Source organism: Roseburia sp. MSJ-14, assembly GCF_018918225.1.
In the GTDB taxonomy this organism is placed as follows: Bacteria; Bacillota; Clostridia; order Lachnospirales; family Lachnospiraceae; genus Petralouisia.
This window is the reverse complement of sequence record NZ_JAHLQD010000008.1, coordinates 481,325-507,000: the sequence shown is the minus strand read 5'-3', so window position 1 is coordinate 507,000 and position 25,676 is coordinate 481,325. Positions and strand designations below refer to the sequence as shown.

26 protein-coding genes are annotated in these 25,676 nt (G+C 36.4%); 24 read left to right on the top strand and 2 right to left on the bottom strand.

From position 1 onward, the window contains the following. Positions 1–29: 29 nt before the first annotated feature. Positions 30–806 (top strand): CheR family methyltransferase, encoded by a 777-nt coding sequence (locus KQI83_RS04850; RefSeq protein ID WP_216555128.1) that lies wholly within the window; start codon positions 30–32, stop codon positions 804–806. A gap of 73 nt (positions 807–879) precedes the next feature. On the opposite strand, the gene KQI83_RS04845 is transcribed toward KQI83_RS04850, so the two are convergent. Then, positions 880–1,983 carry a ribonuclease H-like domain-containing protein gene (locus tag KQI83_RS04845; protein WP_216555127.1) on the bottom strand — a complete coding sequence of 368 codons (1,104 nt, stop codon included), beginning with the start codon at positions 1,981–1,983 and terminating at the stop codon, positions 880–882. Between the two features lie 263 nt (positions 1,984–2,246). Here KQI83_RS04845 and rsxC point away from each other — a divergent pair, with 263 nt between their 5' ends. The 13 genes from rsxC (at position 2,247) to KQI83_RS04780 (ending at position 13,583) form a co-directional block, all read left to right on the top strand. Continuing rightward, positions 2,247–3,569, top strand: coding sequence for an electron transport complex subunit RsxC (gene rsxC, locus KQI83_RS04840; protein WP_216555126.1), 1,323 nt, complete (start codon positions 2,247–2,249; stop codon positions 3,567–3,569). Positions 3,570–3,590: 21 nt separating this feature from the next. Continuing rightward, a complete protein-coding gene (locus KQI83_RS04835) occupies positions 3,591–4,532 on the top strand; it encodes an RnfABCDGE type electron transport complex subunit D (protein ID WP_216555125.1) in 942 nt (313 codons plus the stop codon). Beyond that, entirely contained in the window at positions 4,525–5,136 is a 612-nt protein-coding gene (locus KQI83_RS04830; protein WP_216555123.1) for an RnfABCDGE type electron transport complex subunit G, read from the top strand. Before KQI83_RS04835 ends, KQI83_RS04830 begins: the two co-directional genes overlap by 8 nt. A gap of 2 nt (positions 5,137–5,138) precedes the next feature. Further along, the gene (gene rsxE / locus KQI83_RS04825; protein ID WP_216555121.1) at positions 5,139–5,810 is read left to right on the top strand and encodes an electron transport complex subunit RsxE; all 672 of its coding nucleotides are present in this window, start codon (positions 5,139–5,141) and stop codon (positions 5,808–5,810) included. A gap of 13 nt (positions 5,811–5,823) precedes the next feature. Then, positions 5,824–6,399 (top strand): electron transport complex subunit RsxA, encoded by a 576-nt coding sequence (gene rsxA, locus KQI83_RS04820; RefSeq protein ID WP_216555119.1) that lies wholly within the window; start codon positions 5,824–5,826, stop codon positions 6,397–6,399. Positions 6,400–6,411: 12 nt separating this feature from the next. Next, positions 6,412–7,209: an RnfABCDGE type electron transport complex subunit B gene (locus KQI83_RS04815; RefSeq protein WP_216555117.1), complete on the top strand. Its 798-nt coding sequence runs from the start codon at positions 6,412–6,414 to the stop codon at positions 7,207–7,209. 135 nt (positions 7,210–7,344) lie between these two features. Continuing rightward, the gene (locus KQI83_RS04810) at positions 7,345–8,742 is read left to right on the top strand and encodes an MATE family efflux transporter (RefSeq protein WP_216555116.1); all 1,398 of its coding nucleotides are present in this window, start codon (positions 7,345–7,347) and stop codon (positions 8,740–8,742) included. A 21-nt stretch (positions 8,743–8,763) separates the two neighbouring features. Next, positions 8,764–10,092 carry a putative ABC transporter permease gene (locus KQI83_RS04805; RefSeq protein ID WP_216555115.1) on the top strand — a complete coding sequence of 443 codons (1,329 nt, stop codon included), beginning with the start codon at positions 8,764–8,766 and terminating at the stop codon, positions 10,090–10,092. Positions 10,093–10,192: 100 nt separating this feature from the next. Next, positions 10,193–11,041: a glutamate 5-kinase gene (gene proB, locus KQI83_RS04800; protein ID WP_216555114.1), complete on the top strand. Its 849-nt coding sequence runs from the start codon at positions 10,193–10,195 to the stop codon at positions 11,039–11,041. A 10-nt stretch (positions 11,042–11,051) separates the two neighbouring features. Beyond that, the gene (locus KQI83_RS04795) at positions 11,052–11,273 is read left to right on the top strand and encodes a DUF896 domain-containing protein (RefSeq protein ID WP_216555113.1); all 222 of its coding nucleotides are present in this window, start codon (positions 11,052–11,054) and stop codon (positions 11,271–11,273) included. Further along, a complete protein-coding gene (locus KQI83_RS04790) occupies positions 11,251–11,799 on the top strand; it encodes a 5-formyltetrahydrofolate cyclo-ligase (protein ID WP_216555112.1) in 549 nt (182 codons plus the stop codon). The genes KQI83_RS04795 and KQI83_RS04790 overlap by 23 nt, the downstream gene beginning before the upstream one ends. Further along, positions 11,796–13,046 (top strand): glutamate-5-semialdehyde dehydrogenase, encoded by a 1,251-nt coding sequence (locus tag KQI83_RS04785; protein ID WP_216555110.1) that lies wholly within the window; start codon positions 11,796–11,798, stop codon positions 13,044–13,046. The genes KQI83_RS04790 and KQI83_RS04785 overlap by 4 nt, the downstream gene beginning before the upstream one ends. A 9-nt stretch (positions 13,047–13,055) precedes the next feature. Next, entirely contained in the window at positions 13,056–13,583 is a 528-nt protein-coding gene (locus tag KQI83_RS04780; protein WP_216555108.1) for a GNAT family N-acetyltransferase, read from the top strand. Positions 13,584–13,671: 88 nt separating this feature from the next. Here KQI83_RS04780 and KQI83_RS04775 read toward each other — a convergent pair whose 3' ends face one another. Then, positions 13,672–14,700: an aldo/keto reductase gene (locus KQI83_RS04775; RefSeq protein ID WP_216555106.1), complete on the bottom strand. Its 1,029-nt coding sequence runs from the start codon at positions 14,698–14,700 to the stop codon at positions 13,672–13,674. A 213-nt stretch (positions 14,701–14,913) separates the two neighbouring features. Here KQI83_RS04775 and miaB point away from each other — a divergent pair, with 213 nt between their 5' ends. The 10 genes from miaB (at position 14,914) to KQI83_RS04725 (ending at position 25,609) form a co-directional block, all read left to right on the top strand. Continuing rightward, positions 14,914–16,341 carry a tRNA (N6-isopentenyl adenosine(37)-C2)-methylthiotransferase MiaB gene (miaB, locus tag KQI83_RS04770; protein ID WP_216555105.1) on the top strand — a complete coding sequence of 476 codons (1,428 nt, stop codon included), beginning with the start codon at positions 14,914–14,916 and terminating at the stop codon, positions 16,339–16,341. 31 nt (positions 16,342–16,372) lie between these two features. Then, positions 16,373–16,981, top strand: coding sequence for a Holliday junction branch migration protein RuvA (gene ruvA / locus KQI83_RS04765; protein WP_216555104.1), 609 nt, complete (start codon positions 16,373–16,375; stop codon positions 16,979–16,981). 74 nt (positions 16,982–17,055) lie between these two features. After that, entirely contained in the window at positions 17,056–17,307 is a 252-nt protein-coding gene (locus KQI83_RS04760; RefSeq protein ID WP_216555103.1) for a kinase to dihydroxyacetone kinase, read from the top strand. 8 nt (positions 17,308–17,315) lie between these two features. After that, positions 17,316–18,296: a phosphotransferase gene (locus KQI83_RS04755; RefSeq protein ID WP_216555102.1), complete on the top strand. Its 981-nt coding sequence runs from the start codon at positions 17,316–17,318 to the stop codon at positions 18,294–18,296. Between the two features lie 22 nt (positions 18,297–18,318). Next, positions 18,319–18,885 (top strand): alpha/beta family hydrolase, encoded by a 567-nt coding sequence (locus KQI83_RS04750; RefSeq protein WP_216555101.1) that lies wholly within the window; start codon positions 18,319–18,321, stop codon positions 18,883–18,885. Between the two features lie 41 nt (positions 18,886–18,926). After that, positions 18,927–19,919 (top strand): Holliday junction branch migration DNA helicase RuvB, encoded by a 993-nt coding sequence (gene ruvB / locus KQI83_RS04745; RefSeq protein WP_216555100.1) that lies wholly within the window; start codon positions 18,927–18,929, stop codon positions 19,917–19,919. Between the two features lie 67 nt (positions 19,920–19,986). Further along, positions 19,987–20,505, top strand: coding sequence for a cell division protein ZapA (zapA, locus tag KQI83_RS04740; RefSeq protein WP_216555098.1), 519 nt, complete (start codon positions 19,987–19,989; stop codon positions 20,503–20,505). Positions 20,506–20,572: 67 nt separating this feature from the next. Beyond that, positions 20,573–22,780 (top strand): U32 family peptidase, encoded by a 2,208-nt coding sequence (locus KQI83_RS04735; RefSeq protein ID WP_330622309.1) that lies wholly within the window; start codon positions 20,573–20,575, stop codon positions 22,778–22,780. A gap of 2 nt (positions 22,781–22,782) precedes the next feature. Further along, positions 22,783–24,195, top strand: coding sequence for an FtsW/RodA/SpoVE family cell cycle protein (locus tag KQI83_RS04730; RefSeq protein WP_216555096.1), 1,413 nt, complete (start codon positions 22,783–22,785; stop codon positions 24,193–24,195). Continuing rightward, a complete protein-coding gene (locus KQI83_RS04725; RefSeq protein ID WP_216555095.1) occupies positions 24,146–25,609 on the top strand; it encodes a peptidoglycan D,D-transpeptidase FtsI family protein in 1,464 nt (487 codons plus the stop codon). The genes KQI83_RS04730 and KQI83_RS04725 overlap by 50 nt, the downstream gene beginning before the upstream one ends. Positions 25,610–25,676 lie beyond the last annotated feature (67 nt).

Sequence of the window (25,676 nt, the reverse complement as noted above, 5' to 3'; positions counted from 1 at the left end):
ATAATACGAAAGAGTAGGTGAATATAACTATGTTTACCGGGTATGAAGAGTTCAAAAAGGATATTTTTGGATTAACCAAAATTGATTTGAATGCTTATAAAGAAAAGCAAATGAAGCGTAGAATTGATACGCTGATTACAAAAAATAATATTAGCAACTATAAAGAATATGTAGCATTGATTAAAAAAGATAACGAGAAGTTTGAACAGTTCGTAAACTTCCTTACAATCAATGTGTCAGAGTTCTATCGTAATCCAGAACAATGGCAGATTTTAGACAAGGAGGTCTTTCCTACTTTGGTTCAGAAGTTCGGAAAGAATCTTAAGATTTGGAGTGCGGCATGTTCTACTGGAGATGAACCGTATTCATTGGTTATGGCTTTATCCAAGCATGTACCATTGAATCAGATTAAAATTATTGCCACTGATATTGATAAACAGGTATTGGATAAGGCACGACTTGGTCTTTACAATGAAAAGAGTATTGCATCGGTACCGGAAGAGTTTAAAAAGAAGTACTTCAAGAAAATAGGAGCTTCTTACCAGATTGCAGACGAAATCAAACATCAGGTTGAGTTCAAGGAGCATAATTTATTAAAAGATTCATATCCAAGTGGTTGCCATTTGATTGTTTGTAGAAATGTATTAATCTATTTTACCGAAGAAGCCAAGGAAGAGATATATAAGAAATTTAATGACGCTTTAACAAAAGAAGGTGTCCTTTTCATTGGAAGCACGGAACAGATTATGAACTACAAAGAATTAAACTATCAGAGAAAACAATCATTTTTCTTTGAAAAAGCATAGCGATGAAAAACGCATAAATAGAAAGAGGAATTCCGGGTTTGGAATTCCTCTTTTTGTCTGTACGAAAAAGCAGTTAAGCTTTTGTTGTAAGTAAATGTTTTAATAAATGCGAAGCATATTTTTTTTGAGCGTCAATAGATTCTGTGAAATCTTCTGTCATTTCGAAATACAATACTTTATCGTGAAATTCTAACTTAAAGTAAGGAACAAAAATTTCATCATATTGAGGTAAAAAACAACCTGTTTTTTTGCTGTAGCAAGTAGCTGCTTTTGCTCGGGTACGATAGTTCTTATCTACATAGAAAGCAACACTTTTATGGATTGCCATATCTTCTTTGGGAAGGTAATAGTAATCCTTATAGTTCGAGTAGAAGTACTTTAATTCCCCTTGGTAAAGTTTAACTTTAAGCCTGACACTATTTTGAAATCCGGTAAGATAAATATCCTGAAATCCATAGGAAAAGCGTTTAGGTAGAGGAAAAACAGGTTTTAGGTCAATATGAAGTTCTAAGGCTTCGTCGCCTTCATATTCTTCGTAAGTGTATGTTTCATATCCGGTTACTTCAAATTTGCCCTCGAATAATTGAACATAGGAAAGAATTGGAAGCAAGTCAATCATTCCTGTTACATCTTCATAGTTGTGGAGGCGTAAAAGATTAAGAGCATCTTCGGAAGGCTCTTTCATATAACTGTCATATATATTGATTAATTCCCCACCGGAATATAAGTCTTTTCTCTGGATTCCCAGAAATAATTCTATTGTTTTTTGCTTTAAATTTTCTAGTTTTAAAATATGCTTGTATTTAGAGAGTGATTTATAAATATCAAGATATTCAAAATTTTCAAAAGGTTCCATGAGAGAATGATAATGATATCTCCCTTGAAGATATGGAATATCAAAACCCACGCCGTTAAAAGTAATCAAGATGTCATAATGCGTTAATAATTCGGAAAAAGCATTTAAAATCAGTTTTTCATCTAAAGAATTTTCTGCAAAAAATTGGGTAGTGCAAATTACATTTCCCTTTCGGGCAGCACAGCCGATTAAATAGACTTGTGTATGTTTTGCAGAAAAACCGGTGGTTTCAATATCAAAAAATACAGCATTCTCCGGGAAGAGCGCTTCTGTAATAGGATTTTCCCTACAAAAGGGAATTTCATTCTGCCAAGTTTTCATATGTCTAAATGCTCCTTTCTAGACAAGTATAACATATTTTGGGATGAGGTCAAACAACTACAAATACAATTAATAGTATAAATAATACAAATTACATAAATAAAAATGGCAAAAGTATGTAAAAAAGTACAAAAAATATATACTATTGTGAGAAAATTGTGCTATAATTATATTGATAAAGTTATTCATAAAGAAGGAAATAATCTTTATGAATAACGAATATAAGAAACATACATTTTATAGAGAAAGTGGGGCACGAAAAAATGGGTTTAATGACATTTAAAGGTGGCGTTCATCCGCATGATGGAAAAGAATTTTCCAAGGATAAGCCAATTCGTGAATTATTACCCAAAGGCGAACTGGTATATCCAATATCACAACATATCGGAGCACCGGCAAGTCCTGTCGTAGCTGTGGGTGATACAGTGTTACGAGGACAGAAGATAGCAGAAGCAGGAGGCTTTGTATCTTCACCGATTTATTCATCTGTATCCGGTACAGTTAAGGCAATTCAGCCACGCCGTGGAGCCGTTGGGGACATGGTGAATTCCATCATTATTGAAAATGATGGCGAAATGAAAGAAGTGGAATATCACCCGGTAGATGATATTGATTCTCTTTCCAAAGAGGAGATTATCAACAAGGTGAAAGAAGCTGGTGTAGTAGGAATGGGTGGAGCAGGATTCCCTACCCATGTAAAATTATCGCCAAAAGAGCCAGAAAAAATTGATTACATTATTGCAAACTGCGCAGAATGTGAACCATACCTGACAGCAGATTATCGTCGTATGATTGAGAATCCGGAGTTATTAGTAGAAGGTATGAGAATTGTTCTGAAACTTTTTGAACATGCAAAAGGTATTTTCGGAGTTGAAAATAATAAGCCGGACGCAATTGCAAAATTACAGGAGTTGGTAAAAGACGAACCACGCATGGAAGTCTGTCCGTTACAGACGAAATATCCACAGGGTGGAGAACGTCAGTTGATTTATGCAACCACACATAGAGAAATTAATTCAACAATGTTGCCGGCAGATGCAGGATGTATTGTTGATAACGTAGAAACATTGATTTCTATATATAATGCAGTAAAACTTGGAAAACCTGTTATGAATAGAATATTTACAGTTACAGGTGATGCAGTAAAAGAGCCGGGTAACTTTAATATTTGTATCGGTATGAGTTATGCTGAGATTCTTGAAGCAGCAGGTGGATTCAAAACACAGCCGGAGAAAATCATTTCTGGCGGACCAATGATGGGATTTGCTATGTTTGGATTGGATATTCCAACAACAAAGACATCATCCTCTTTACTTTGTCTTACAAAAGATGATGTAGCAGCAAGTGAAACCACTGCATGTATTAATTGTGGACGTTGTGTAGAAGCTTGTCCAGAACGAATTGTACCATCTAAGCTTGCAAAAATGAGCGAGCATGGTGATATGGCAAGCTTTGAAAAGTGGAACGGAATGGAATGTATCGAGTGCGGAAGTTGTAGCTTTATCTGCCCGGCAAAACGTCCATTAGCACAGTCCATTAAAACAATGAAGAAACAAATACTTGCAGAAAGAAGAAATAAAAAATAACGAAGAAAGAGGTGGCTTATTGTGAGTGATTTATATAACGTATCATCATCACCACATGTCCGTGCCAAAGATACAACAGCCAGAATCATGCTTTATGTAATCATTGCTTTATTACCGGCAAGTGTTTTTGGTATTTGGAATTTTGGATTAAGAGCATTAGTTTTAATAGCAGTTTGTATTGCAACCTGTGTGGTTTCTGAATGGGTTTTTGAATTGCTAATACATAAAAAAAGTACAATTAACGATTTGAGTGCAGTAGTAACCGGTTTGTTACTTGCATTAAACCTTCCAAGTGGATTGCCAATTTGGCAGGCAGTATTAGGAAGTGTATTTGCAATCGTAATTGTAAAAATGATGTTTGGTGGACTGGGACAGAACTTTATGAATCCGGCCCTCGGAGCAAGATGTTTCCTTTTGGTATCTTTTGCAGGAACTATGACAAACTTTAACTGCGATGCATACACAGGAGCAACACCTTTGGCTTTGATTCGTAACGGTGAGAGTGTAGATACCATGAAAATGTTAATCGGTACTACTGCAGGAACTATTGGTGAAACATCAACAATTGCAATTTTAGTAGGAGCAATCTTCTTGATTTTGATGGGGGTTATTGATTTGACAATCCCAGGTACATATATCGTAAGTTTTGTTGTATTTATTGCATTGTTCGGCGGACATGGATTGGATGGAAATTATATCACAGCACAGCTTTGCGGTGGTGGATTGATGTTAGGTGCCTTCTTTATGGCAACTGACTATGTAACATCTCCAATTACTCCAATGGGTAAAGTAGTGTATGGTATTCTTCTTGGTGTTTTAACTGGATTATTCCGTACATTTGGTGCAAATGCAGAAGGTGTATCTTTCGCAATTATTTTGAGTAACTTGTTAGTTCCAATTATTGAGAAACTTACCATCCCAAAGGCATTTGGTCAGAAAAAGGAGGTAAAGCAGCATGAATAAGAAAATTGTGCATGATGCATTAGTATTAACTGCATTTACCTTAATTCTTGGATTTATCCTCGGTGCAGTAAATGAAATCACCAAGGAACCTATTGCTAAGGCAAATAAAGCAGCACAGGATGCAGCATATCGAGAAGTATTTAAAGATGCAGATTCTTTTGAAGATAACGTAGAATTCACAGCAGAAAATGCAGAAAAAATCATAGCAAAAAGCGATTATACAAACGATGAGATTATTGGAGTAACAAATGCACTTGATAAATCTGGAAATGTAATTGGATATGTTATCAATGTTACTTCTCATGAAGGAAGTCAGGCAGATATTACATTTTCCGTTGGTATTCAGGTAGATGGAACTGTAAATGGATATTCCATTACTTCAATTAGTGAGACTCCAGGTTTGGGTATGCTGGTAAATGAAGATGATTTTAAGAATCAATTCAATAATAAGAATGAAGAATCATTTTCAGTTGTAAAGACTACACCATCTGCGGATAACGAAATAGAAGCAGTTACCGGTGCAACAATTTCCTCCAGAGCCATCACAAATGGAGTAAATGCATGTTTGGTATACTTCAACGAAGCATTGCAAGGAGGTAACTAAGTATGAATAAGTATGTTGAAAGATTATATAATGGTATTATTAAGGAAAATCCTACCTTTGTATTAATGCTTGGAATGTGTCCAACACTTGCGGTTACATCATCTGCAATTAATGGACTTGGAATGGGACTTTCTACAACCGTAGTTTTAGTTATGTCAAATTTGTTGATTTCAGCATTTCGTAAAATTATACCGGATGGTGTGCGTATGCCGGCTTATATCGTTATCGTTGCATCATTGGTTACCGTAGTACAGTTCTTAATGCAGGCATATACACCTTCCTTATCATCTGCATTAGGTGTATATATTCCTTTGATTGTTGTAAACTGTATTATTTTAGGTAGAGCAGAAAGTTATGCTTCTAAGAACCCGGTTGTGCCATCTATTTTCGATGGACTTGGAATGGGACTTGGATTTACCATTGGTTTGACCTTGATTGGTTTGGTTCGTCAGATTCTTGGTTCTATGCTTGGAATCACCGTATTTGTTATGGCACCTGGAGCATTCCTTGTACTGGCATTTTTAGTAGCAGGTATGAATGTAGTGCGTGACAAGATGGAGAAGAAGGGAAAACCTTTAGCAGAACCATCCGGATGTATTACAGGAGATTGTGCAAGCTGTTCACAGTCTGCTATGTGTACCGGTAAATCTGAGACCAAGAAAACAGAAGAATAGGAGGCAGATTTAGATGAAAGAATTATTGATTATTGCAATTGGCTCTGCCATTGTAAATAATGTCGTATTAAGTCAGTTCCTTGGAATCTGTCCGTTTCTTGGTGTATCTAAGAAGACAGAAACCGCAGCAGGAATGGGAGGAGCAGTTGTATTCGTTATTACCTTATCCTCATTTGTAACAGCATTGATTTATAAGTTCATATTGGCACCTTTAAATATTTCATATTTACAGACCATTGTGTTTATCTTAGTTATTGCATCATTAGTACAGTTCGTAGAAATGTTCTTGAAAAAGAATATGCCGCCACTGTATGAGTCCTTGGGAGTGTACCTTCCACTGATCACAACAAACTGTGCGGTATTAGGAGTAGCACTTACCAATGTAACTAAGGCATATGGAATTCTTGAAAGTGTAGTAAACGGATTTGCAACAGCAGTTGGATTTTTGATTGCAATTGTAATTATGGCAGGAATTCGTGAAAAGATTGAATACAATGACATTCCAGAACGTTTTAAAGGAACAGCCATCGTGTTGATTACAGCCAGTTTAATGTCAATCGCCTTTATGGGATTCTCAGGCATGATTTAGGAGGGAATGAATATGAATTTTACAGCAATTATCATTGCCGCCCTTGCCGTAGGCGGAACAGGTATTATACTTGGATTTTTCCTTGGAATTTTCGGAGAAAAATTTAAAGTAGAAGTAGATGAAAAGGAAGAAGCTATTTTAGGCGTACTTCCGGGAAATAACTGTGGTGGATGTGGATATGCAGGATGTTCAGGTTTGGCAGCAGCAATTTCCAAAGGAGAAGCTCCGGTTAATCAGTGTCCGGTAGGTGGAGCACCGGTAGCTGCAAAAATCGGTGAAATCATGGGTGTTGCAGCGGAAGAAGGCACACGAAAAGTTGCATTTGTAAAATGTGCCGGTGATTGCGAAAAAGCAAAACATGATTATGAATATACAGGTATTGAAGATTGTGCAGCAATGGCATTTGTGCCAAACGGCGGACCAAAGTCCTGTAATTATGGATGTCTTGGTTATGGAAGCTGTGTGAAGGCATGTCCATTTGATGCAATACATATTGTAAATGGAATTGCATTAGTAGATAAAGAGGTTTGTAAGGCTTGTGGTAAGTGTGTTGCAGCATGTCCAAAACACTTAATCGAGCTTGTACCTTACGATGCAAAACAGAAAGTACAGTGTAGTTCTAAGGATAAAGGTAAAGATGTTATGGCAGCATGTTCTGTTGGATGTATCGGCTGTCATCTTTGCGAAAAGAATTGTCCAAGCGGAGCAGTTACTGTAACTGACAACATTGCTCATATTGATTATGAAAAATGTACCGGATGTGGTCTGTGCGCAGAAAAATGTCCAAAGAAGATTATTACAGTTCAGTAATAAAAAGTTAAATAACGATTAGTTGAAGAACCACTTCTTTTCTAAATTGTAATATTTAGTCAAGAAGTGGTTTTTTTTGAGGAAATATGATATACTTGTCCAGTTATTACTATTGAAAAATAGAGAGGATTCATAATGAACCAGAATGTTTTAAGAAAATATATAGGAACAAAAGAATTTTATAAAATGGTATTATTAGTGGTAATTCCCATTATCATTCAAAATGGAATCACCAATTTCGTAAGCCTTTTAGACAATATTATGGTGGGACAAGTGGGAACCGAGCAAATGAGTGGTGTTGCCATTGTAAACCAGCTAATTGTAGTATTTAATATCTGTGTATTTGGTGGAGTATCCAGTGCAGGGATTTTTACGGCTCAATATTATGGACAGGGAAATAGAGAAGGCGTTCGAAATACCTTTCGTTTTAAATTTTTGGTATGTATGCTCATGGCAGTAGTAGCAATGGGACTATTTTTCTTTTTCGGAGAAGATTTAATCATGTTATATTTGCATGAAGGTTCTCAAGAAGGAGATATTGGGAAAACATTGCAGTTCGGGAAAGAATATTTATCAGTTATTATGATAGGATTAATTCCTTATGCTATATCTCAGACATATGCAAGTACGTTGCGTGAAACCGGAGAAACGCTTGTGCCGATGAAGATTGGAATTGTTGCAGTATTATTAAATATGATAGGAAACTTTTTCTTGATTTTCGGAAGTTTTGGAGCACCAAAGCTCGGTGCAATCGGAGCGGCTATTTCTACGGATATTGCGCGTTTTGCAGAATGTTTTATATTGATTTATTGGACACACAAAAATCGTGAGAGACATAACTTTATTGTTGGAGCATACGCCAGTATGCGAATCCCTAAGGTATTGACACTTGAAATTATCAAAAAGGGAATTCCGTTATTGTTAAATGAAGCAGCATGGTCCATAGGACAGGCATTTTTAATGCAATGTTATTCTGTGAGAGGTTTGGCGGTAGTCGCTGGGTTAAATATTTCCAGTACGGTTTCCAATCTGTTTAATGTAGTATTTTTATCTATGGGAAGTGCCATTGCCATATTAGTAGGACAACTATTAGGGGCAGGCAAGATGGAAGAAGCAAAGGATACAGACCGCAAATTATTGGTATTTACCGTAGGAACCTGTGTAATATTCGGAAGTTTGCTGGCAATTATATCTCCGTTTTTCCCGAAGATTTATAATACATCTAACAATGTGCAGGAGCTGGCGACTCGTTTTATTTTAATCGCGGCGGCATGTATGCCATTGTATGCATTTATGCATGGATGTTATTTTACGTTAAGATCCGGTGGTAAAACATGGATTACTGTGCTGTTTGACAGTGTGTATGTATGGTTGGTGGATATTCCGCTTGCCTATGTATTATCCAGATTTACAGATATGCCAATTGTATGGGTGTATTTAAGTTGTCAGTTGATAGAAACCATCAAGTGTTTCATAGGATATGCTTTAGTAAAGAAGGGAATTTGGCTTCAAAATATCGTTTCCGATTCCTAATACAAAGGAGAAAAGAAAAATATGTTATTCAGCGTATATGAAATGGCATGGCTATTTTTGATTTATAGTTTCTTAGGATGGATTTTAGAAGTAATACATGCCATATATGGAAAAAGAAAGTTGGTAAACCGAGGCTTTTTAAATGGGATTGTTTGTCCGGTTTACGGATTTTCCATGGTATTTCTATCAATATTCCTGGATTCGTTGCGGAGTGACTGGTTTTATCTATTTTTAGGCTGTATGATTATAGGCTCCGTGATTGAATTGGTTACAGGTGTTGTATTAGAAAAAGTATTTCAAATACGAATGTGGGACTATTCTCATATGAAGTTTCAGGTAGGCGGATATGTTTGCCTGAAATATGCTGTATTTTGGGGAGCTTTAGGAACACTGCTAATAAAATTAGTGGATCCGTTATTACTTGGAATCATACCAAAAATCCCACGTTTGGCAGGAAATATAATACTAATTATTTTGGTAGTATTATTGTTGTTGGATATGGTGACAACTTTAACCGTATTGTATCGTGGAAAGAAAAATGCTGCGCGCATGGACGAAATCGCAGAGGGATTTTCTCAAGCATCCAAGTCACTTCGTAATGCGATTACTTCCAGAGTAGAACGACGCATGGAACGTGCTTTTCCGGGTCAGAAAAAGAAAACGTTAGAAAGTGAAGAAGAGCAACGAGAAAAGCAATTAAAAGAAACGGTTTTTGCTTATGGATGCGGTTTCCACAAAATTGTCTGGATTTTCTTTTTGGGAGCATTTCTGGGAGATATTACGGAAACGATTTTCTGTTGGTTGACAATGGGAAAACTTATGAGTAGAAGTAGTGTGGTTTATGGCCCCTTTAGCTTAGTATGGGGAATTGGAGTTGCGGGAATTACCATGCTTTTGTATCGTTATCGCAATAAAGAAGATCGATATATCTTTTTGGCAGGAACATTTTTAGGCGGAGCCTATGAATACATATGTAGCGTATTTACGGAAATATGTTTTGGTACAGTATTTTGGGATTATAGTGATATTCCGTTTAATCTTGGCGGGCGTATTAACTTATTATATTGTTTCTTCTGGGGAATTGCAGCGTTAGTGTGGATGAAGCTGTTTTATCCCTTCTTTGCAAAATGGATTGAGCGAATTCCAATGAAAATAGGAAAAATCCTCAGCTATATATTTGTGATATTTATGATTGTAAACATTATTATTTCAGCAGGAGCATTAGCAAGATATAGTGACAGAGCCCAGGGAAAAGAATCGCAGAATGCAGTAGATGAGTGGCTGGATAGTCATTTCGATGATAAGCGTATGGAACGGATTTATCCAAATGCAAAAATGACAGAATCGTAGTTTTTTGATTTTAGTCTAGGCTTTTTCACTGAAATGTGATAAAGTAATAAGGTGTATGTATAAGCATATAGAATAATAAGACCAAGGCAAGGAAATGAATATGAAAACAAAGGAATATTTAAAAAATAAAAAACGAGTAGTTGTGAAAATAGGTTCATCTTCGTTGATGCATGAAGAAACAGGCGGTCTTAATTACCCCAAAGTAGAGAAGCTGGTACGAGAATTATGCGATATTCACAATCGCGGAATAGATGTGTGCTTAGTAAGTTCAGGGGCCATTGCAGTAGGAAGAAAAGTAATCGGTCTGGCAGAACGTCCAAAAAACATATCTACCAAGCAGGCATGTGCTGCCGTAGGACAGGCAAGACTTATGATGACTTATCAGCGACTTTTTTCCGAGTATAATCATATTGCAGGTCAGGTCTTAATGACAAAAGGAACGATGTTAAACAATGTTTCCAGAAAAAATGCACAGAATACCTTTGAGGAACTTTTTCAAATGGGAGTAATTCCCGTTGTAAATGAAAATGATACAATATCTACTTACGAAATGCAATTCGGTGATAACGATACCTTATCTGCAATTGTAGCTTCTTTGGTGGGAGCGGATTTATTGATTTTGTTGTCGGATATTGACGGTTTATTTACAGATGATCCGCATAAGAATCCAAAAGCAGAATTAATTAAGGTAGTAGAAAATCTGGATGAAAGCGTTATGTCTATGGCAAAAGATACACCGGGAAGTGATGTTGGAACTGGTGGCATGGCAACGAAGCTTACCGCTGCAAAAATAGCAACTCTTTCCGGAGCGGATATGATTATTGCAAATGCAAAAGATGTAGGAGTTCTTCATGAGATTTTTGAAGGAGACTTTACAGGCACATTATTTCAACAGCATAGAAATGAAGATTTTTACATAGCGGATTTTATAGAAGAAAGTATTGGATAAGGAGAATAGCATGGAAGACAGTAAGATTGAACGTATCAACGCATTAGCACGAAAATCAAAGGCTGAGGGATTAACCGAAGCAGAGAAAAAAGAACAGGCACTTTTAAGACAGGAATATATTGCAAGTGTGAAGAGAAATTTACAGGCGCAGCTCAATAATATAGATATGATAAATACGGATGGAAGCATTGAAAATCTTGGGGAAAAGTATGGAAAGAAAACAGCAAATTAGAGCTGAATTAAAGAAAAAACGAAGTGCATTAACAAGTGCACAATGCAGGAGTTATTCCAATACCATATGTGAAAAAATATGGAATATTATTGAAAAGGAACATGCAGAAATCATATATTGCTATTATCCGTTAGGAAATGAAGTAGATGTACTTCCGTTAGCCCAAAAGGCATTGATAGCGGGAAAGAAAGTTGCATTTCCAAGAACCGACGGTGAGAATATGGATTTTTTTCAGGTGATGTCTTTGTCTGAATTTCAAAAGGGTGCTTTTAGTATTATGGAGCCAATAGGAGAATATTCCATTAGTGAGAAGACTCCGCTTGTAATAGTACCTGGACTTGGTTTTGATAAAAGCAGAAATCGCATTGGATATGGAAAAGGATTCTATGATCGATATTTTGCAAGATTTCCGTCATGTCGAAAAATAGGTGCAGCTTATGCGGCACAAATCATAGATTGTATACCAACAGATAGTTATGATACAAAACTGGATGTAATTGTAACAGAAAGGGAGGAAATAGAATGAATAGTACATTAGAACAAATCGGAAAAAATGCGCGTGAAGCAGAAGCAGTACTGCGTGTATTGTCTGTAAACGAGAAAAATAAACTATTGGCTACGGCTGCGGATTATTTGATGGCAGATATGAACTTACTGTTAGAGGCAAATGCAACAGATATGGAGACTGCAAGAGAAAATAATATGCCAATAGCATTACAGGATCGATTGCAACTGACAGAATCCAGAATCGCACAAATGGCAGAAGGATTGCGCCAGATTGCAGGATTAGAAGATCCGGTAGGAGAAGTGCTATATATGAAACAACGTCCAAACGGATTGATGATTGGACAGAAACGTGTACCATTAGGAGTTATTGGAATTATTTATGAATCCAGACCAAATGTTACCGCAGATGCATTCGGACTTTGTTTTAAAGCAGGAAATGTGGTAATTCTTCGAGGTGGAAAGGATGCTATTCATTCCAATAATGCTATAGCAAAAACTATGCAAGAGGCACTTCGTAAATGTGGATTGCCAATTCATTCGATTCAGCTTATTACAGATACCAGCCATGAAACTGCCGAAGAATTTATGCGTATGAACGAATATGTAGATGTTTTAATTCCAAGAGGCGGTGCCGGTTTAATTCGTACTGTAGTAGAAAAGGCAACTGTTCCGGTAATTGAAACAGGTACTGGAAATTGTCATATATTTGTAGATGAAACCGCAGATTTAGATATGGCAATTAATATTATCTTTAATGCCAAAACACAGCGAATAGGTGTATGCAATGCTTGTGAGTCCTTAGTGGTTCATGAGAAGGTAAAGGATGCATTACTTCCAAAATTAGCAGAACGTTTAAAAGAAAAAAATGTAGAATTGCGTGGAGATGAAAAGAGCCGAGAAGCTTGTGCAACAATTCAGGCGGCAACAGAAGAAGACTGGGGAAAAGAGTACTTAGATTATATTCTTTCCATTAAAACGGTATCTTCTATTGAAGAGGCAATTGCGCATATCAATAAATATAATACCGGACATTCAGAAGCAATTATTACGAAAGACTATGCAAATGCACAAAAATTCCTGAATGAAATCGATGCGGCAGCCGTATATGTAAATGCTTCTACCAGATTTACAGATGGATTCGAGTTTGGGTTTGGAGCTGAAATAGGTATCAGTACACAAAAGCTTCATGCAAGAGGACCTATGGGATTGAAAGAATTAACAACTACCAAATATATCATTTATGGAAATGGTCAGGTAAGAGAGTAGGATATTTTCATGATATATAAGAAATTAAAGCAAGAAGAGATAGAACTTCCCTTGTTTCAGGGATTTCACCGTCATCAGGTTGTAACACAATGCTGGCGAAAGGAATCAGGGAAGTGGCAGCTTAAAGATATACCATTTGTTGATGAATGGACAAAAGAACAGTATGCTTTTCTGGTAAAATGCTTAAAGAATACTGTAAATACCGGAGGTGCAGTATTTGGAGCATTTACAGAAGAACGTTTGGTAGGGTTTACCTCAGTGGAAAATAGTTTTTTTGGCTCTGAAAAACAATACTTGCAACTTTCTTGCATCCATGTTTCAGAGGAAAGCAGAGGAAACGGTATTGGAAAGCAATTATTTTCGTATGCTGTGGAGGCGGCAAGAGAATTAGGTGCTCAAAAATTGTATATTTCTGCACATTCTGCAAAAGAGTCTCAGGCATTTTACCATGTACTTGGATGTGTTGAAGCAAAGGAATACAATCGCGAATTGACAGAAGCAGAACCTTGTGATTGTCAGTTGGAATTTGTATTGTAGTTATCATAGAATATTAAAAAGGAAAACACTGTTAAGAGCTTAAACTATAGGTTCTTAGCAGTGTTTTCTAATCTTAAAGTAATATATTTTACAGTGGCTTTCCATTTAAAACTTCTACATAATCTTTATAATTTTCTTCTAATAGTTTCGGTGTGTCTAAGCCATAAGGGCAATGGGCACTACATTGGTTGCAATGGATGCAATCCTCAATTTTTTTCATTTTTGCCTGAACTTCCGGGGTAAGCTGAAGTTCTGAAGGCGAACGGCGTAGTAACAATGACATACGGGCACAGTTATTGATTTCGATTCCTGCCGGACAAGTTGGCATACAGTATCCGCAACCACGACAGAAGTTTCCGGCAAGTTGTGCGCGGTCTGTATCAATGACTTTTTGAAGTTCCGGTGTTAAAACAGGTGGATGTTGGATATAGCTTAAAAATTCGTCTAATTCTTGTTCGCGTTGTACACCCCAGATAGGAAGAACATGGTCAAATTGATCCAGATAAGCATAAGCAGCGGCAGAATTGGTAATTAGTCCACCGGATAAGGCTTTCATAGCAATGAATCCCATGTTTTCTTCTTTGCATCGCTTCACTACGTCTAAATCCTTTTCCGTAGCGAGATAACAGAACGGAAATTGTAAGGTTTCGTAGAGCCCACTGTCAATTGCTTCATGGGCAACCGTAAGTCGGTGATTGGTAATTCCGATGTGGCGAATCTTACCTTCCGATTTTGCCTGTTCCATAGCTTCGTATAATCCGGTGCCATCTCCGGGTTTTGGACAAAAAGAAGGATTGTGGAATTGATATAAGTCGATATAGTCTGTTTTTAAAAGGGAAAGACTGGTTCGTAAATCTTTCCAAAAATCTGTACCGTTTTGTGCAGCCGTTTTTGTGGCAATAAATATATGTTCTCTGACATCGGAAAGTGCTTCGCCGATTTTAGCTTCGCTGTCAGTATAAAAACGAGCAGTATCGAAGAAAGTAATTCCTGCGTCATAAGCTTTTCGTAATAATTTTCCTGCATCTTCAGTAGAAATTCGTTGAATCGGAAGTGCACCAAATCCATTTTTGTTGGTGGTGATTCCTGTTTTTCCCAGTGTAACTTTTGCGTTCATATTGAAACACCTCTTTCGTATAATAAATCATGAGAATATTTTTCATTAATTTTACCATGTTATTTTTAGAAATACAAGACACACAAAATTACGAACAAATGGTTGCTTTTTTCCAAAGAGACATTTACAATCAGGAGAAAAAAGTGTATGATATAGTTTAGGTCTGCCTTGCGCAATCTAGATTTTGAAATAGGAAAGAAAAGGAAAATTTGTATGGAAAACAAGATATATGAACAGGTTCCACAAGAAGAACCTCAACGTCAGTTTTATTATATGGAGAAGGCAAAGGGCTATGTAAATGCATTGGCAGAAAAACTGGGACGAAGACCAACCTTTTGCGTTACCACATTCGGGTGCCAGATGAATGCGCGCGATTCTGAAAAGCTGACTGGTATTTTAGAGACAATCGGTTATGAAGCTGCCGAAAATGAAGAAGCAGACTTTGTAATTTACAATACATGTACCGTTAGAGAAAATGCAAACAATAAGGTATGGGGAAGACTGGGATATTTAAGCACTTATAAGAAGCATCATCCCCATATGAAGATAGCACTTTGCGGCTGTATGATGCAGGAACCGGAAGTGATTGAAAAGTTACGCAAAAGTTATCGTTTTGTAGATTTGATTTTCGGAACACATAATATTTATAAATTTGCAGAATTAATCGTGGCAACCTTTGAACAAAAAGGAATGGTTATTGATATTTGGAAAGATACGGACAAGATTGTGGAAGACCTTCCGGTAGACCGTAAATATTCCTTTAAGTCTGGTGTAAACATCATGTTTGGATGTAATAATTTCTGTAGTTATTGCATCGTACCATATGTAAGAGGCAGGGAACGAAGCAGAAAGCCACAGGATATCATCCGTGAAATTGAACATTTAGTTGCAGATGGTGTTGTAGAGATTATGTTACTTGGACAGAATGTAAACTCCTATGGAAAGAATCTGGATACTCCGGTAACATTTGCAGAATTATTGCAGGAAGTAGAAAAAATTGAAGGACTGGAACGAATCCGTTTTATGACGTCCCATCCAAAGGATTTATCCGATGAACTTATTGAAGTAATGGGAAAATCTAAGAAAATATGTAAGCATTTGCATTTGCCATTGCAGTCAGGTAGCAGTCGTATTTTAAAGGAAATGAATCGCCATTATAATAAGGAACAGTATTTGACCTTAGTAGATAAGATTCGAAAAGCAGTGCCGGATATTGCTCTTACAACGGATATTATTGTGGGATTCCCAGGAGAAACAGAAGAAGATTTCCTAGAAACCATGGATGTAGTAAAAAGAGTACGTTATGATAGTGCATTTACTTTTATTTACTCCAAACGTACCGGAACACCGGCGGCTTCTATTAAGGAACAGGTTCCGGAAGATGTGGTAAAGGATAGATTTGACAGATTACTGAAAGAAGTGCAGGCAGATGCGGCAGAACGTGCGCAGGCACTTACCGGAAGAACAGAAAGTGTATTAGTAGAAGAAGTAAATGAACAGGACAATCATCTTGTGACAGGAAGATTAAGTAATAATTTTATTGTACATTTTCCGGGAACAGAGGATTTGGTTGGAAAAATCATTAACGTGAAGTTAAAGGAATGCAAGGGCTTTTATTTTTACGGTGAAATCGTAGAATAAGGTTCATGGCATGTAACATAAAGGAGAAGGAATGTATTCTTATATTAAAGGTGAACTGGTTGAGATTTTGGATGATGTGATTGTGGTAGAAGCAGGTCAAATCGGTTACAACATTCATATTCCAGCCAGTATGATAGATAATTTTACGGGAACCGGGCAGGAAGTGAAGATTTATACCTATCTTCAGGTAAAAGAAGATGATATGCAACTGTATGGTTTTTTAACAAGAGATGACCTTAATATCTTTAAGTTGTTATTAGGGGTAAATGGCATTGGACCCAAAGGTGCACTTGCAGTCTTGTCCGTTATGACTCCGGATGATTTGCGTTTTGCTGTACTTGGAGAAGATGCAAAGTCCATTGCAAAAGCTCCCGGTATTGGTAATAAGACCGCGCAAAGAGTTATTTTAGAGTTAAAGGATAAGATAAGTTTAGAAGATGCTTTTGAAGCAAAGACTGTACATGTAGCAGAAGGACAGAGTGTAACCTCCAGTGTGAAAAACGAAGCTGTTCAAGCATTGACTGCATTGGGATATTCTTCATCAGAGGCATTGAAGGCAGTTAGTGGAGTGGAGCTTACAGAAGATATCACAGTAGAAGAAGTATTAAAGGAAGCTTTGAAACAGATGGCTTTTTTATAAAGAAAGTTTCTCTCAAGTAAAAATGTATTAAAACAAAAAGGAATTAAAATAAAAAGTAAGCAGGAGGAAGAACAATGTTAGAATTTCGATATGACACACAATTATTAATTGAAGGAAAAGATTTAGATGAAGATACTATTAATGAGTATTTCACAAGTCATTTTAAAGGGGATTGCCTGTTGGCTGTAGGAGATGAAGAATTGATAAAGATTCATTTTCATACCAATGAGCCATGGAAGGTATTAGAGTATTGTGCATCTTTAGGGGAAATTTATGATATTGTGGTAGAAGATATGGATAGACAGGCTCGCGGATTAAAGGGCTAAATGGAAACATGAAAAAGGATGAACTTATAAATATTCTAAATAATTATAGTATAAGTGATATTATTGATTATAGAGAAATAGACACAACAAATGGTGATGATTATAGGGTAAATATTGTAGTTGATAAGAAATATGTATTAAGAATTAACAATGATGTTATTACAGAAGAACGGTTGCAGTCTGTTTCCAGACTTTGTGAAAGATATCGTTCTATTGGAGTTTTGGCACCAAAGCTTTACAAAAATAAGGATGGTGTATACTTGACAAGTTATCAAAATCATGTTTGCTATTTATCAGAGTATTTGGATTATTCCACAGAAGAAGATGCTACAAGCTGTAATCACAAACAAGTAGAAAAGGAAGTTTTGAAAATGATTGGGATCTTTTCCAAAAAGTATTCCAATTATGATTTATCTGATATTAATTCCATGTGGAGTTTAATTGATTTAGCTCCGTTAGATATTAATGTGGACGAAAAACAAGAAAATTTAGATATGTTAGTGAAGAATTTAGATGAAATTGGCGAAAGTAACTTGGCAAAAAGCATAGTTTCTTTTAATGAAGAGAATCGAAATGAGATTAAAAAAGTATATAAGCAATTGCCAAGATGTGTAATACAAGGAGACCTAAATTGTGCTAATATTTTAGTAAAGGATAATCATTTCATTGGATTGATTGATTTTAATATGGCTGGAACAGAAGTAAATGTAAATTATTTTTGTGCAGAAACCAATGGATACATATCGAAAAAGGATTTTTTGGCAAAGTCTGCATTTGAATTTTACTCTGACTGGATATTGGAACAGAATTGTAAACTTGCCATTATAATGAAAGAGTATGCACTAAATGAACTTGAAAAAGGTATAATTGAAAATTATCGTAATATTTGTATGATTTCCCAATATCCCAATGTAATGGCATTTATAAACTTTTTAAAAGAAGATAAAGCAAAAACTTTAGACATTATTAGATTGATTTTAGAAAGATAAAAAATAGGGGACGCACAAAGATATGAAGAATAAAAATCAAAAACTTGCTATTATATTTCCGGGTATTGGTTATCATGTAGACAAACCATTACTATATTATGCCAGAAAAATAGTGACTTCTCTGGGATATACATGTATTTGTGTCAGTTATCCGGATTTGTCCAAGGAAGAGATCAAGAATAGACTGCAAGAAAGTATTCAAAGAATAATGAAACAAGTGGAAGAACAATTATCCGATGTTGTTGATACAAATCAACCGCAAGAGCTTCTTTTTATTTCTAAAAGTATTGGAAGTGTGGTATCGGCAGAATATAGGAAAAGACATAATCTGAAAGTGCCGCAGGTGATTTATACACCGATTCAAGAAACACTTACCTATGGAATAGAAAATGCAATTGTTTTTCATGGTACCAATGATTCTTGGTGCAACACAGAAGATTTAAAAGAAGTTTGTGTGAAAAATAATGTATCCCTTCAATTACTGGAAAATGCAAATCATTCACTGGAAATTGAGGATGTTATTATAAATATTGAATATTTGAAAAAAATTATGGAAACAACAAAAAGCTATTTAGAGAAAGAGTTTTAGAGAAATCTGTAAAAGTTTGATGAAACGGAAGGAATAATTTCATGGAAAAACGTGTAATCTCTACGCAGGCACAGGAAGAGGATATCAAAATCGAAACAAGTCTGCGACCACAAACACTAAATGAATATATTGGTCAGGAGAAAGCAAAGGGAACCTTGAAGGTTTACATAGAGGCAGCAAAACAAAGAAAGGAATCCTTAGATCATGTATTGTTTTATGGACCTCCCGGACTTGGAAAAACCACACTTGCAGGAATTATTGCCAATGAAATGGGAGTAAATATGAAGATTACTTCCGGGCCGGCTATCGGAAAGCCGGGAGAAATGGCAGCAATTTTAAGTGGACTTCAGGAAGGTGACATTCTTTTTGTGGACGAGATTCACCGTTTAAATCGTCAAGTCGAAGAAGTACTATATCCGGCTATGGAAGATTATGTGATTGATATTATGATTGGAAAAGGAGCAACGGCACGTTCTATTCGATTAGATTTACCACATTTTACCTTAGTAGGTGCAACAACAAGAGCCGGATTATTATCCGCACCCCTAAGAGACCGTTTTGGCGTAGTACATCACATGGAATTCTATACACCTGAGGAATTAAAAACAATTATTCTTCATTCGGCAGATAAATTAGCAGTAGAAATTGATGATGAAGGAGCGTTTGAACTTGCCAGACGTTCCAGGGGAACTCCGCGACTGGCAAACCGTTTGCTAAAGCGTGTGCGCGATTTTGCTCAAGTAAAGTATGATGGAAAAATTACAAAAGAGGTCGCAACCTTTGCTTTGGACTTATTAGAAGTAGATAAGTATGGGTTAGACCAGAATGACCGAAATATTTTGTTGACAATTATTGAGAAATTTCAAGGTGGGCCAGTTGGACTTGATACACTTGCTGCATCATTGGGCGAAGATGCAGGAACCATTGAGGATGTGTACGAGCCATATTTAGTAAAAAATGGTTTTATTAACCGTACACCAAAGGGAAGAGTAGCAACAGATTTCGCCTTTGGACATTTTGGAATTACAAAATAAAGGTTGTTTTTCTGTGAAAATTAGGTATAATGAAAAAGAAAAAGATTAGCCGGAGAGGATGAAAGTTATGTCAGCGAAGACCAGCGCAGATGTTTTAATTGGAGGTAAGGTTTATACATTAAGCGGATATGAAAGTGAAGCTTATTTACAGAAAGTTGCCACCTATATAAATAATAAAATGAGTGAATTCGATGAGATGGAGCAATTTCGTCGTTTGCCGATGGATATGAAGTCCACCTTGTTGGAATTGAATATTGCGGATGATTACTTTAAGGCGAAGGATCAGGCAGAGCAACTAGAGCAGGATATCGAAGTGAAAGACAAAGAAATTTATGACTTAAAGCATGAATTGATTTCTGCGCAGATAAAATTAGAAAGTAACGAGAAGTCTATTGCGGAACTTGAAAAGGAAAATAAAGAATTATTATTAAACAAGGCGAAGTTAGAAGCGTCTTTGGAAGATGCATTACTTGGAAAAGTGAAAGGTCAGGCAGAGTCAACAGAGCACACACATAAGAATTCCAAGGATAAATCATCTGAGAAATCAACCCAGACAAAGTCTTTGAATGAAGAAAAGAATAAGTAATAGGAAGCTCTGAAAATCGAATGGTTTTTCAGAGCTTCCTATTTGTACGAGTAGTGATGAGGATATTATGATGAATCAAAATAATCAAAGAAAAACAGAACTTTTAGCTCCGGCAGGTTCTTTTGAAACATTAAAAGCAGTAGTAAATGCAGGGGCAGATGCCGTCTATTGTGCGGGAAACCGTTTTGGCGCAAGGGCCTATGCGAATAATTTTACAGAAGAGGAAATGATTTCTGCCATAGATTTTATGCATTTAAAAGGAAAAAAGTTGTATATGACAGTAAACACTCTTTTGAAAGAAGCAGAGTTAGAAGAACTATACGATTATCTTGTGCCATATTATGAAACAGGGTTAGATGCGGTGATTGTACAGGATTTAGGCGTTATGCGTTTTGTACGGGAACATTTTCCAAATCTTGCTATTCACGCAAGTACGCAAATGACAATCACCGGAGCTTATGGTGCAGATTTATTGTTAAAGGCGGGATGCAATCGTATTGTAACAGCCAGAGAGCTTTCTTTAGAGGAAATAGGCAATATATATCAGCAGACAGGAGCAGAAATTGAAAGCTTTGTACATGGTGCCTTGTGTTATTGCTATTCCGGTCAATGCTTGCTAAGTAGTATGATTGGAGGCAGAAGTGGAAATCGTGGACGCTGTGCACAACCATGTCGTTTGCCATATGAATTATTTGATAAAAAGCAGTTAGCTGCTTCGGCAAAGAAAGGAAATGAATCCTATTTATTAAGTCCGAAAGATTTATGTACCATTGACTTAATACCGGAACTGATTCAACATGGTGTACATTCTTTTAAAATCGAAGGACGTATGAAGCAGGCAGAGTATGCTGCCGGAGTTACCAGTATTTATCGTTACTATATTGACAAATGTGAAGCAAATCCAAAAGCAACCTATGAAGTATCCGCTAAGGATCACCAGAAGTTGTGGGATTTGGGGAATCGTTGCGGATTTACAGATGGATATTATAAAAGACACAATGGCAAGGAAATGATTACTTTTGCATCCCCATCCCATGAAAAAAAGAATGAGCAGTTGCAACAGCAAGTCCGTGAAACTTATGTAAATGTTGAACAAAAAGAAAAAATAAAGGGAATCTTAATACTTTCCAAAGAACTTCCATCGAAACTTGTGCTAAAATATAAAAATGTAGAGATAGAAGTACAGGGAGATGTTGTTCAAAAAGCGCAGAAACAACCAATGTCCCAAGAAACGATTTTAGATAAGATGCAAAAAACAGGAAATACACCATTTACGTTTTCATCATTAGAAGTAGAGATGGAAGATGATATTTTTATTCCGGTTGGTGCTTTGAATAAATTGCGAAGAGACGGATTAGAAAAATTGGAAAACCATATTCTTACAGAATATCGAAGAACTGTATCGGAAAATCAAGTGATTGAAAAAATTACGAAGCCAAAGAAAAGTGCAGGTGCAACAAAGTGGAAACCAAAGCTTCATGTATTAGTAGAAACGCCGGCACAATTTTCTGTTGTTGTGAGAAATCAGGAAGTTCAACGAATTTATTTTGATGTATTTCAAACTACTACTAAGGACATTCAGGCAGCTCAGCAAGCTGGAAAAGAAATTTATTTGGCATTGCCATATATTTTACGAATGAATATGGTGGAATCGTTAAGAAAAACAATTCAGAAACTAGAAGAGATAAAACCCGATGGTTATCTGGTTCGTAACTTTGAAGAAATCAACTTTTTGCAAGAACTAGAAATCAAAGGCAGCCGTATACAAACAGATTATGGTATCTATGTCTTTTCCGAAGAAGCAAGAAGGGAACTGGCAGATTGGAACGTTGAGCAATTTACCATGCCGGTAGAACTAAATCGTGGGGAACTTTTGCAGCTAAACAACGAAAACAGTGAATTAATTGTATACGGTCATCAGCCTTTGATGATTAGTGCACAGTGTCTTCATAAAAATACTACAAGGTGTGATAAAACTCCGGGTATTTTTTATTTAAAAGATCGTTATGGGAAGCTTTTTCCAGTAAAAAATAACTGTACGTCATGCTACAATGTAATTTATAACACAAGTCCATTGGCATTGTTTCACCATGAGAAGGAAATACAACGATTAGCACCTAAGGCAGTTAGAGTTTCTTTTACCATAGAAAAAGAACATCAAATAGAGACGGTGCTTGAAGTCTGTCAGAAAGCATTTTTTGAACATAAGAAAATAGCACCTGAAGAATATTTTAAAGACTATACCAATGGTCATTTTAAACGAGGAGTAGAATAGAAATGGTACATTTAGTTACAGAATTATCAAAATATTTGATGATTATTCTGTTTGCACTGTATACATATCAGTGTTTTGCAGTATTAAAACGAAATATAACCCCAGAAAAACAGCGTAGAAAGTTTCATCAGCAAATTTTTTATATGTATGCGATTCATTTGAATGCATATGTAGTGCTGTATTTATCTACTAAGAGCAAGGAATTAATTGTTTTTTATCTGATGCAGGTAGTATATTTTACGATAGTGCAGCTTTGTTATTCCATATTTTATGACAGAGCATCCAGATTAGTAGTAAATAATATGTGTATGCTTATGATGATTGGACTGATTGTTTTAACACGATTATCCGTAGATTTTGCTGTGAAGCAGTTTCAGATAGCAATCATTTCCATGGCTGTTACCATGCTAATCCCATTTTTGATTAGCAGACTTAAGTTTTTCCGTAATCTTTCTATGGTATATGCCCTTTTGGGAATCACGTTACTGGGGGCAGTTGCAGCGTTAGGTGTGGTTTCCCATGGTGCAAAGCTATCCTTTACCGTAGCGGGAATTACCATTCAGCCATCAGAGTTTATAAAAATTATTTTCGTGTTTTTCGTAGCGGCTATGTATCATGAGTCTACGGAATTTATACAGGTAGTAAAAACTACAGCAGTTGCCGCACTTCACGTTATTATACTTGCAATATCAAAAGACTTGGGTGCAGCGTTGATTTTCTTCATTGCTTATATGGTGATGCTTTATGTTGCCACTCACAATATTGGTTATTTTTTAAGCGGACTTTTATGCGGGTGCCTTGCATCTGTGGCAGGGTACTTTATGTTCAGCCATGTGCGGGTAAGGGTATTGGCGTGGCAGGATCCGTTGGCACGTTTTGAAAATGAAGGAAACCAGATATCCAATTCGCTGTTTGCTATTGGAACAGGTGGGTGGTTTGGCATGGGGCTAAATCAGGGAATGCCTAATAAGATACCGGAAGTGAAGCAGGACTTTATTTTCTCGGCAATTTCCGAGGAATTAGGAGGCATCTTTGCATTGTGTCTGATTTTGGTGTGCGTAAGCTGTTTCCTTATGTTTTTAAATATTGCAATGCAAATGAAAGATTCTTTTTATAAACTGGTAGCACTGGGGCTTGGAACAATATACGGGTTCCAGATTTTCCTCTCAGTTGGTGGTGACATTAAGTTTATTCCCTCTACGGGAGTAACTTTACCATTGGTAAGTTATGGAGGAAGTTCTCTTTTAAGTACATTAATTATTTTTGCGATTATTCAGGGATTGTATTTATTGCGTGAACGTGAAGAAAACGAACCTGTGAAGAAAAAGCCAAAGAAGAAGAAAAAGAAAGGAGGCAGAGTATCCCATGAAGAAACAGTCAAAATCCACGGAACGAAAGTCCAAAACTTCGACTAATAAAAATAGAAATCGAGAATTTGTAACCATTACATATATGTTTGTGGGAATGTTTATCCTGATGATGGGGTATTTTGCTTATTTTCAAGTATTTAAAAGTGAGGATTTTATTAATAGCCCTTATAATACCCGACAGGATAAGTTTGGAGAACATGTTATTCGAGGAAGTATTTTATCCGCAGATGGTAAAACTTTGGCAGAAACAATTGTAGATGATGATGGAAGTGAAACCAGATATTATCCGTATGGAAATATGTTTGCTCATGCAGTAGGGTATGATTGTAACGGAAAGTCCGGAATTGAATCCATGGCTAATTTTAATTTACTTCGTTCTCATGCCTTTTTCTTAGAACAAATTGTAAATGGATTAAAAGATGAAAAAAATCCGGGAGATAATGTGATTACTACGTTGAATTATTCCTTGCAGGAGGCTGCCTACAATGCACTGGGAGATGATAATGGTGCAATTGTGGCACTTGATCCTACAACAGGAAAAATATTGGCATGGGTATCTAAACCGGACTTTAATCCCAATACCATTGCGGCTGACTGGAATGACATTGTGTCTCAAACAGATGGTGAAAATTCTGTTTTGGTCAATCGTGTGAGCCAGGGATTATATCCACCGGGATCTACCTTTAAAATATTAACAACTTTAGAATATATTAGAGAAAACCCAAATTACGCTGATTATACTTACGATTGTAAGGGAAGTATTACAGAAGGGGAAACAGAAATTCACTGCTATGATAATTCTGTACATGGCACAGAAGATTTGAAGAAATCTTTTGCAAAATCCTGTAATTCTTCATATGCTAATATTGGGCTTATGCTGGATAAAACGTCCTTTGCAAAGCTATGTGACACCTTATTATTTAATAAGGCTATTCCAAGTGTATACCCATCTCAGAAGAGTAGTTTTGTTTTAAATGAAAATTCCGATACTTCTGCAATCATGCAAACAGCAATCGGTCAGGGTCAGACCCTTGTGACTCCACTTCATATGGCGTTAATTACTTCAGCGATTGCAAATGATGGCGTATTAATGAAACCTTATGTAATCGATCATACAGAGAATTATAAGGGAATATCGGTAAAAGAGTATCAACCGTCTACCTATGGAACTCTGTTGGATTCTAAAGAAGCAAAAACCATGCAGGAATTCATGTCCTATGTGGTAAGCGATGGAACAGGCTCGAAATTAAACGGTCAGAGTTATCAGGCTGCCGGAAAAACAGGTTCGGCAGAATATAGTAATGTAAAGGGAGAAAGTCATGCCTGGTTTACCGGGTATGCGTCCACAAAGGAAAAAGGAAGTATTGTGGTAACCGTAATTGTAGAAGGTGGCGGTGCCGGAAGCTCTGTTGCAGTTCCAATTGCAAAGCAGGTATTTGACGCTTATTTTAATAATTAATTGGTAGTCTGTATTGCAAGATAAGTAAAAAAGAGTTATACTATTTTTAGTTTATAACCACATCAGG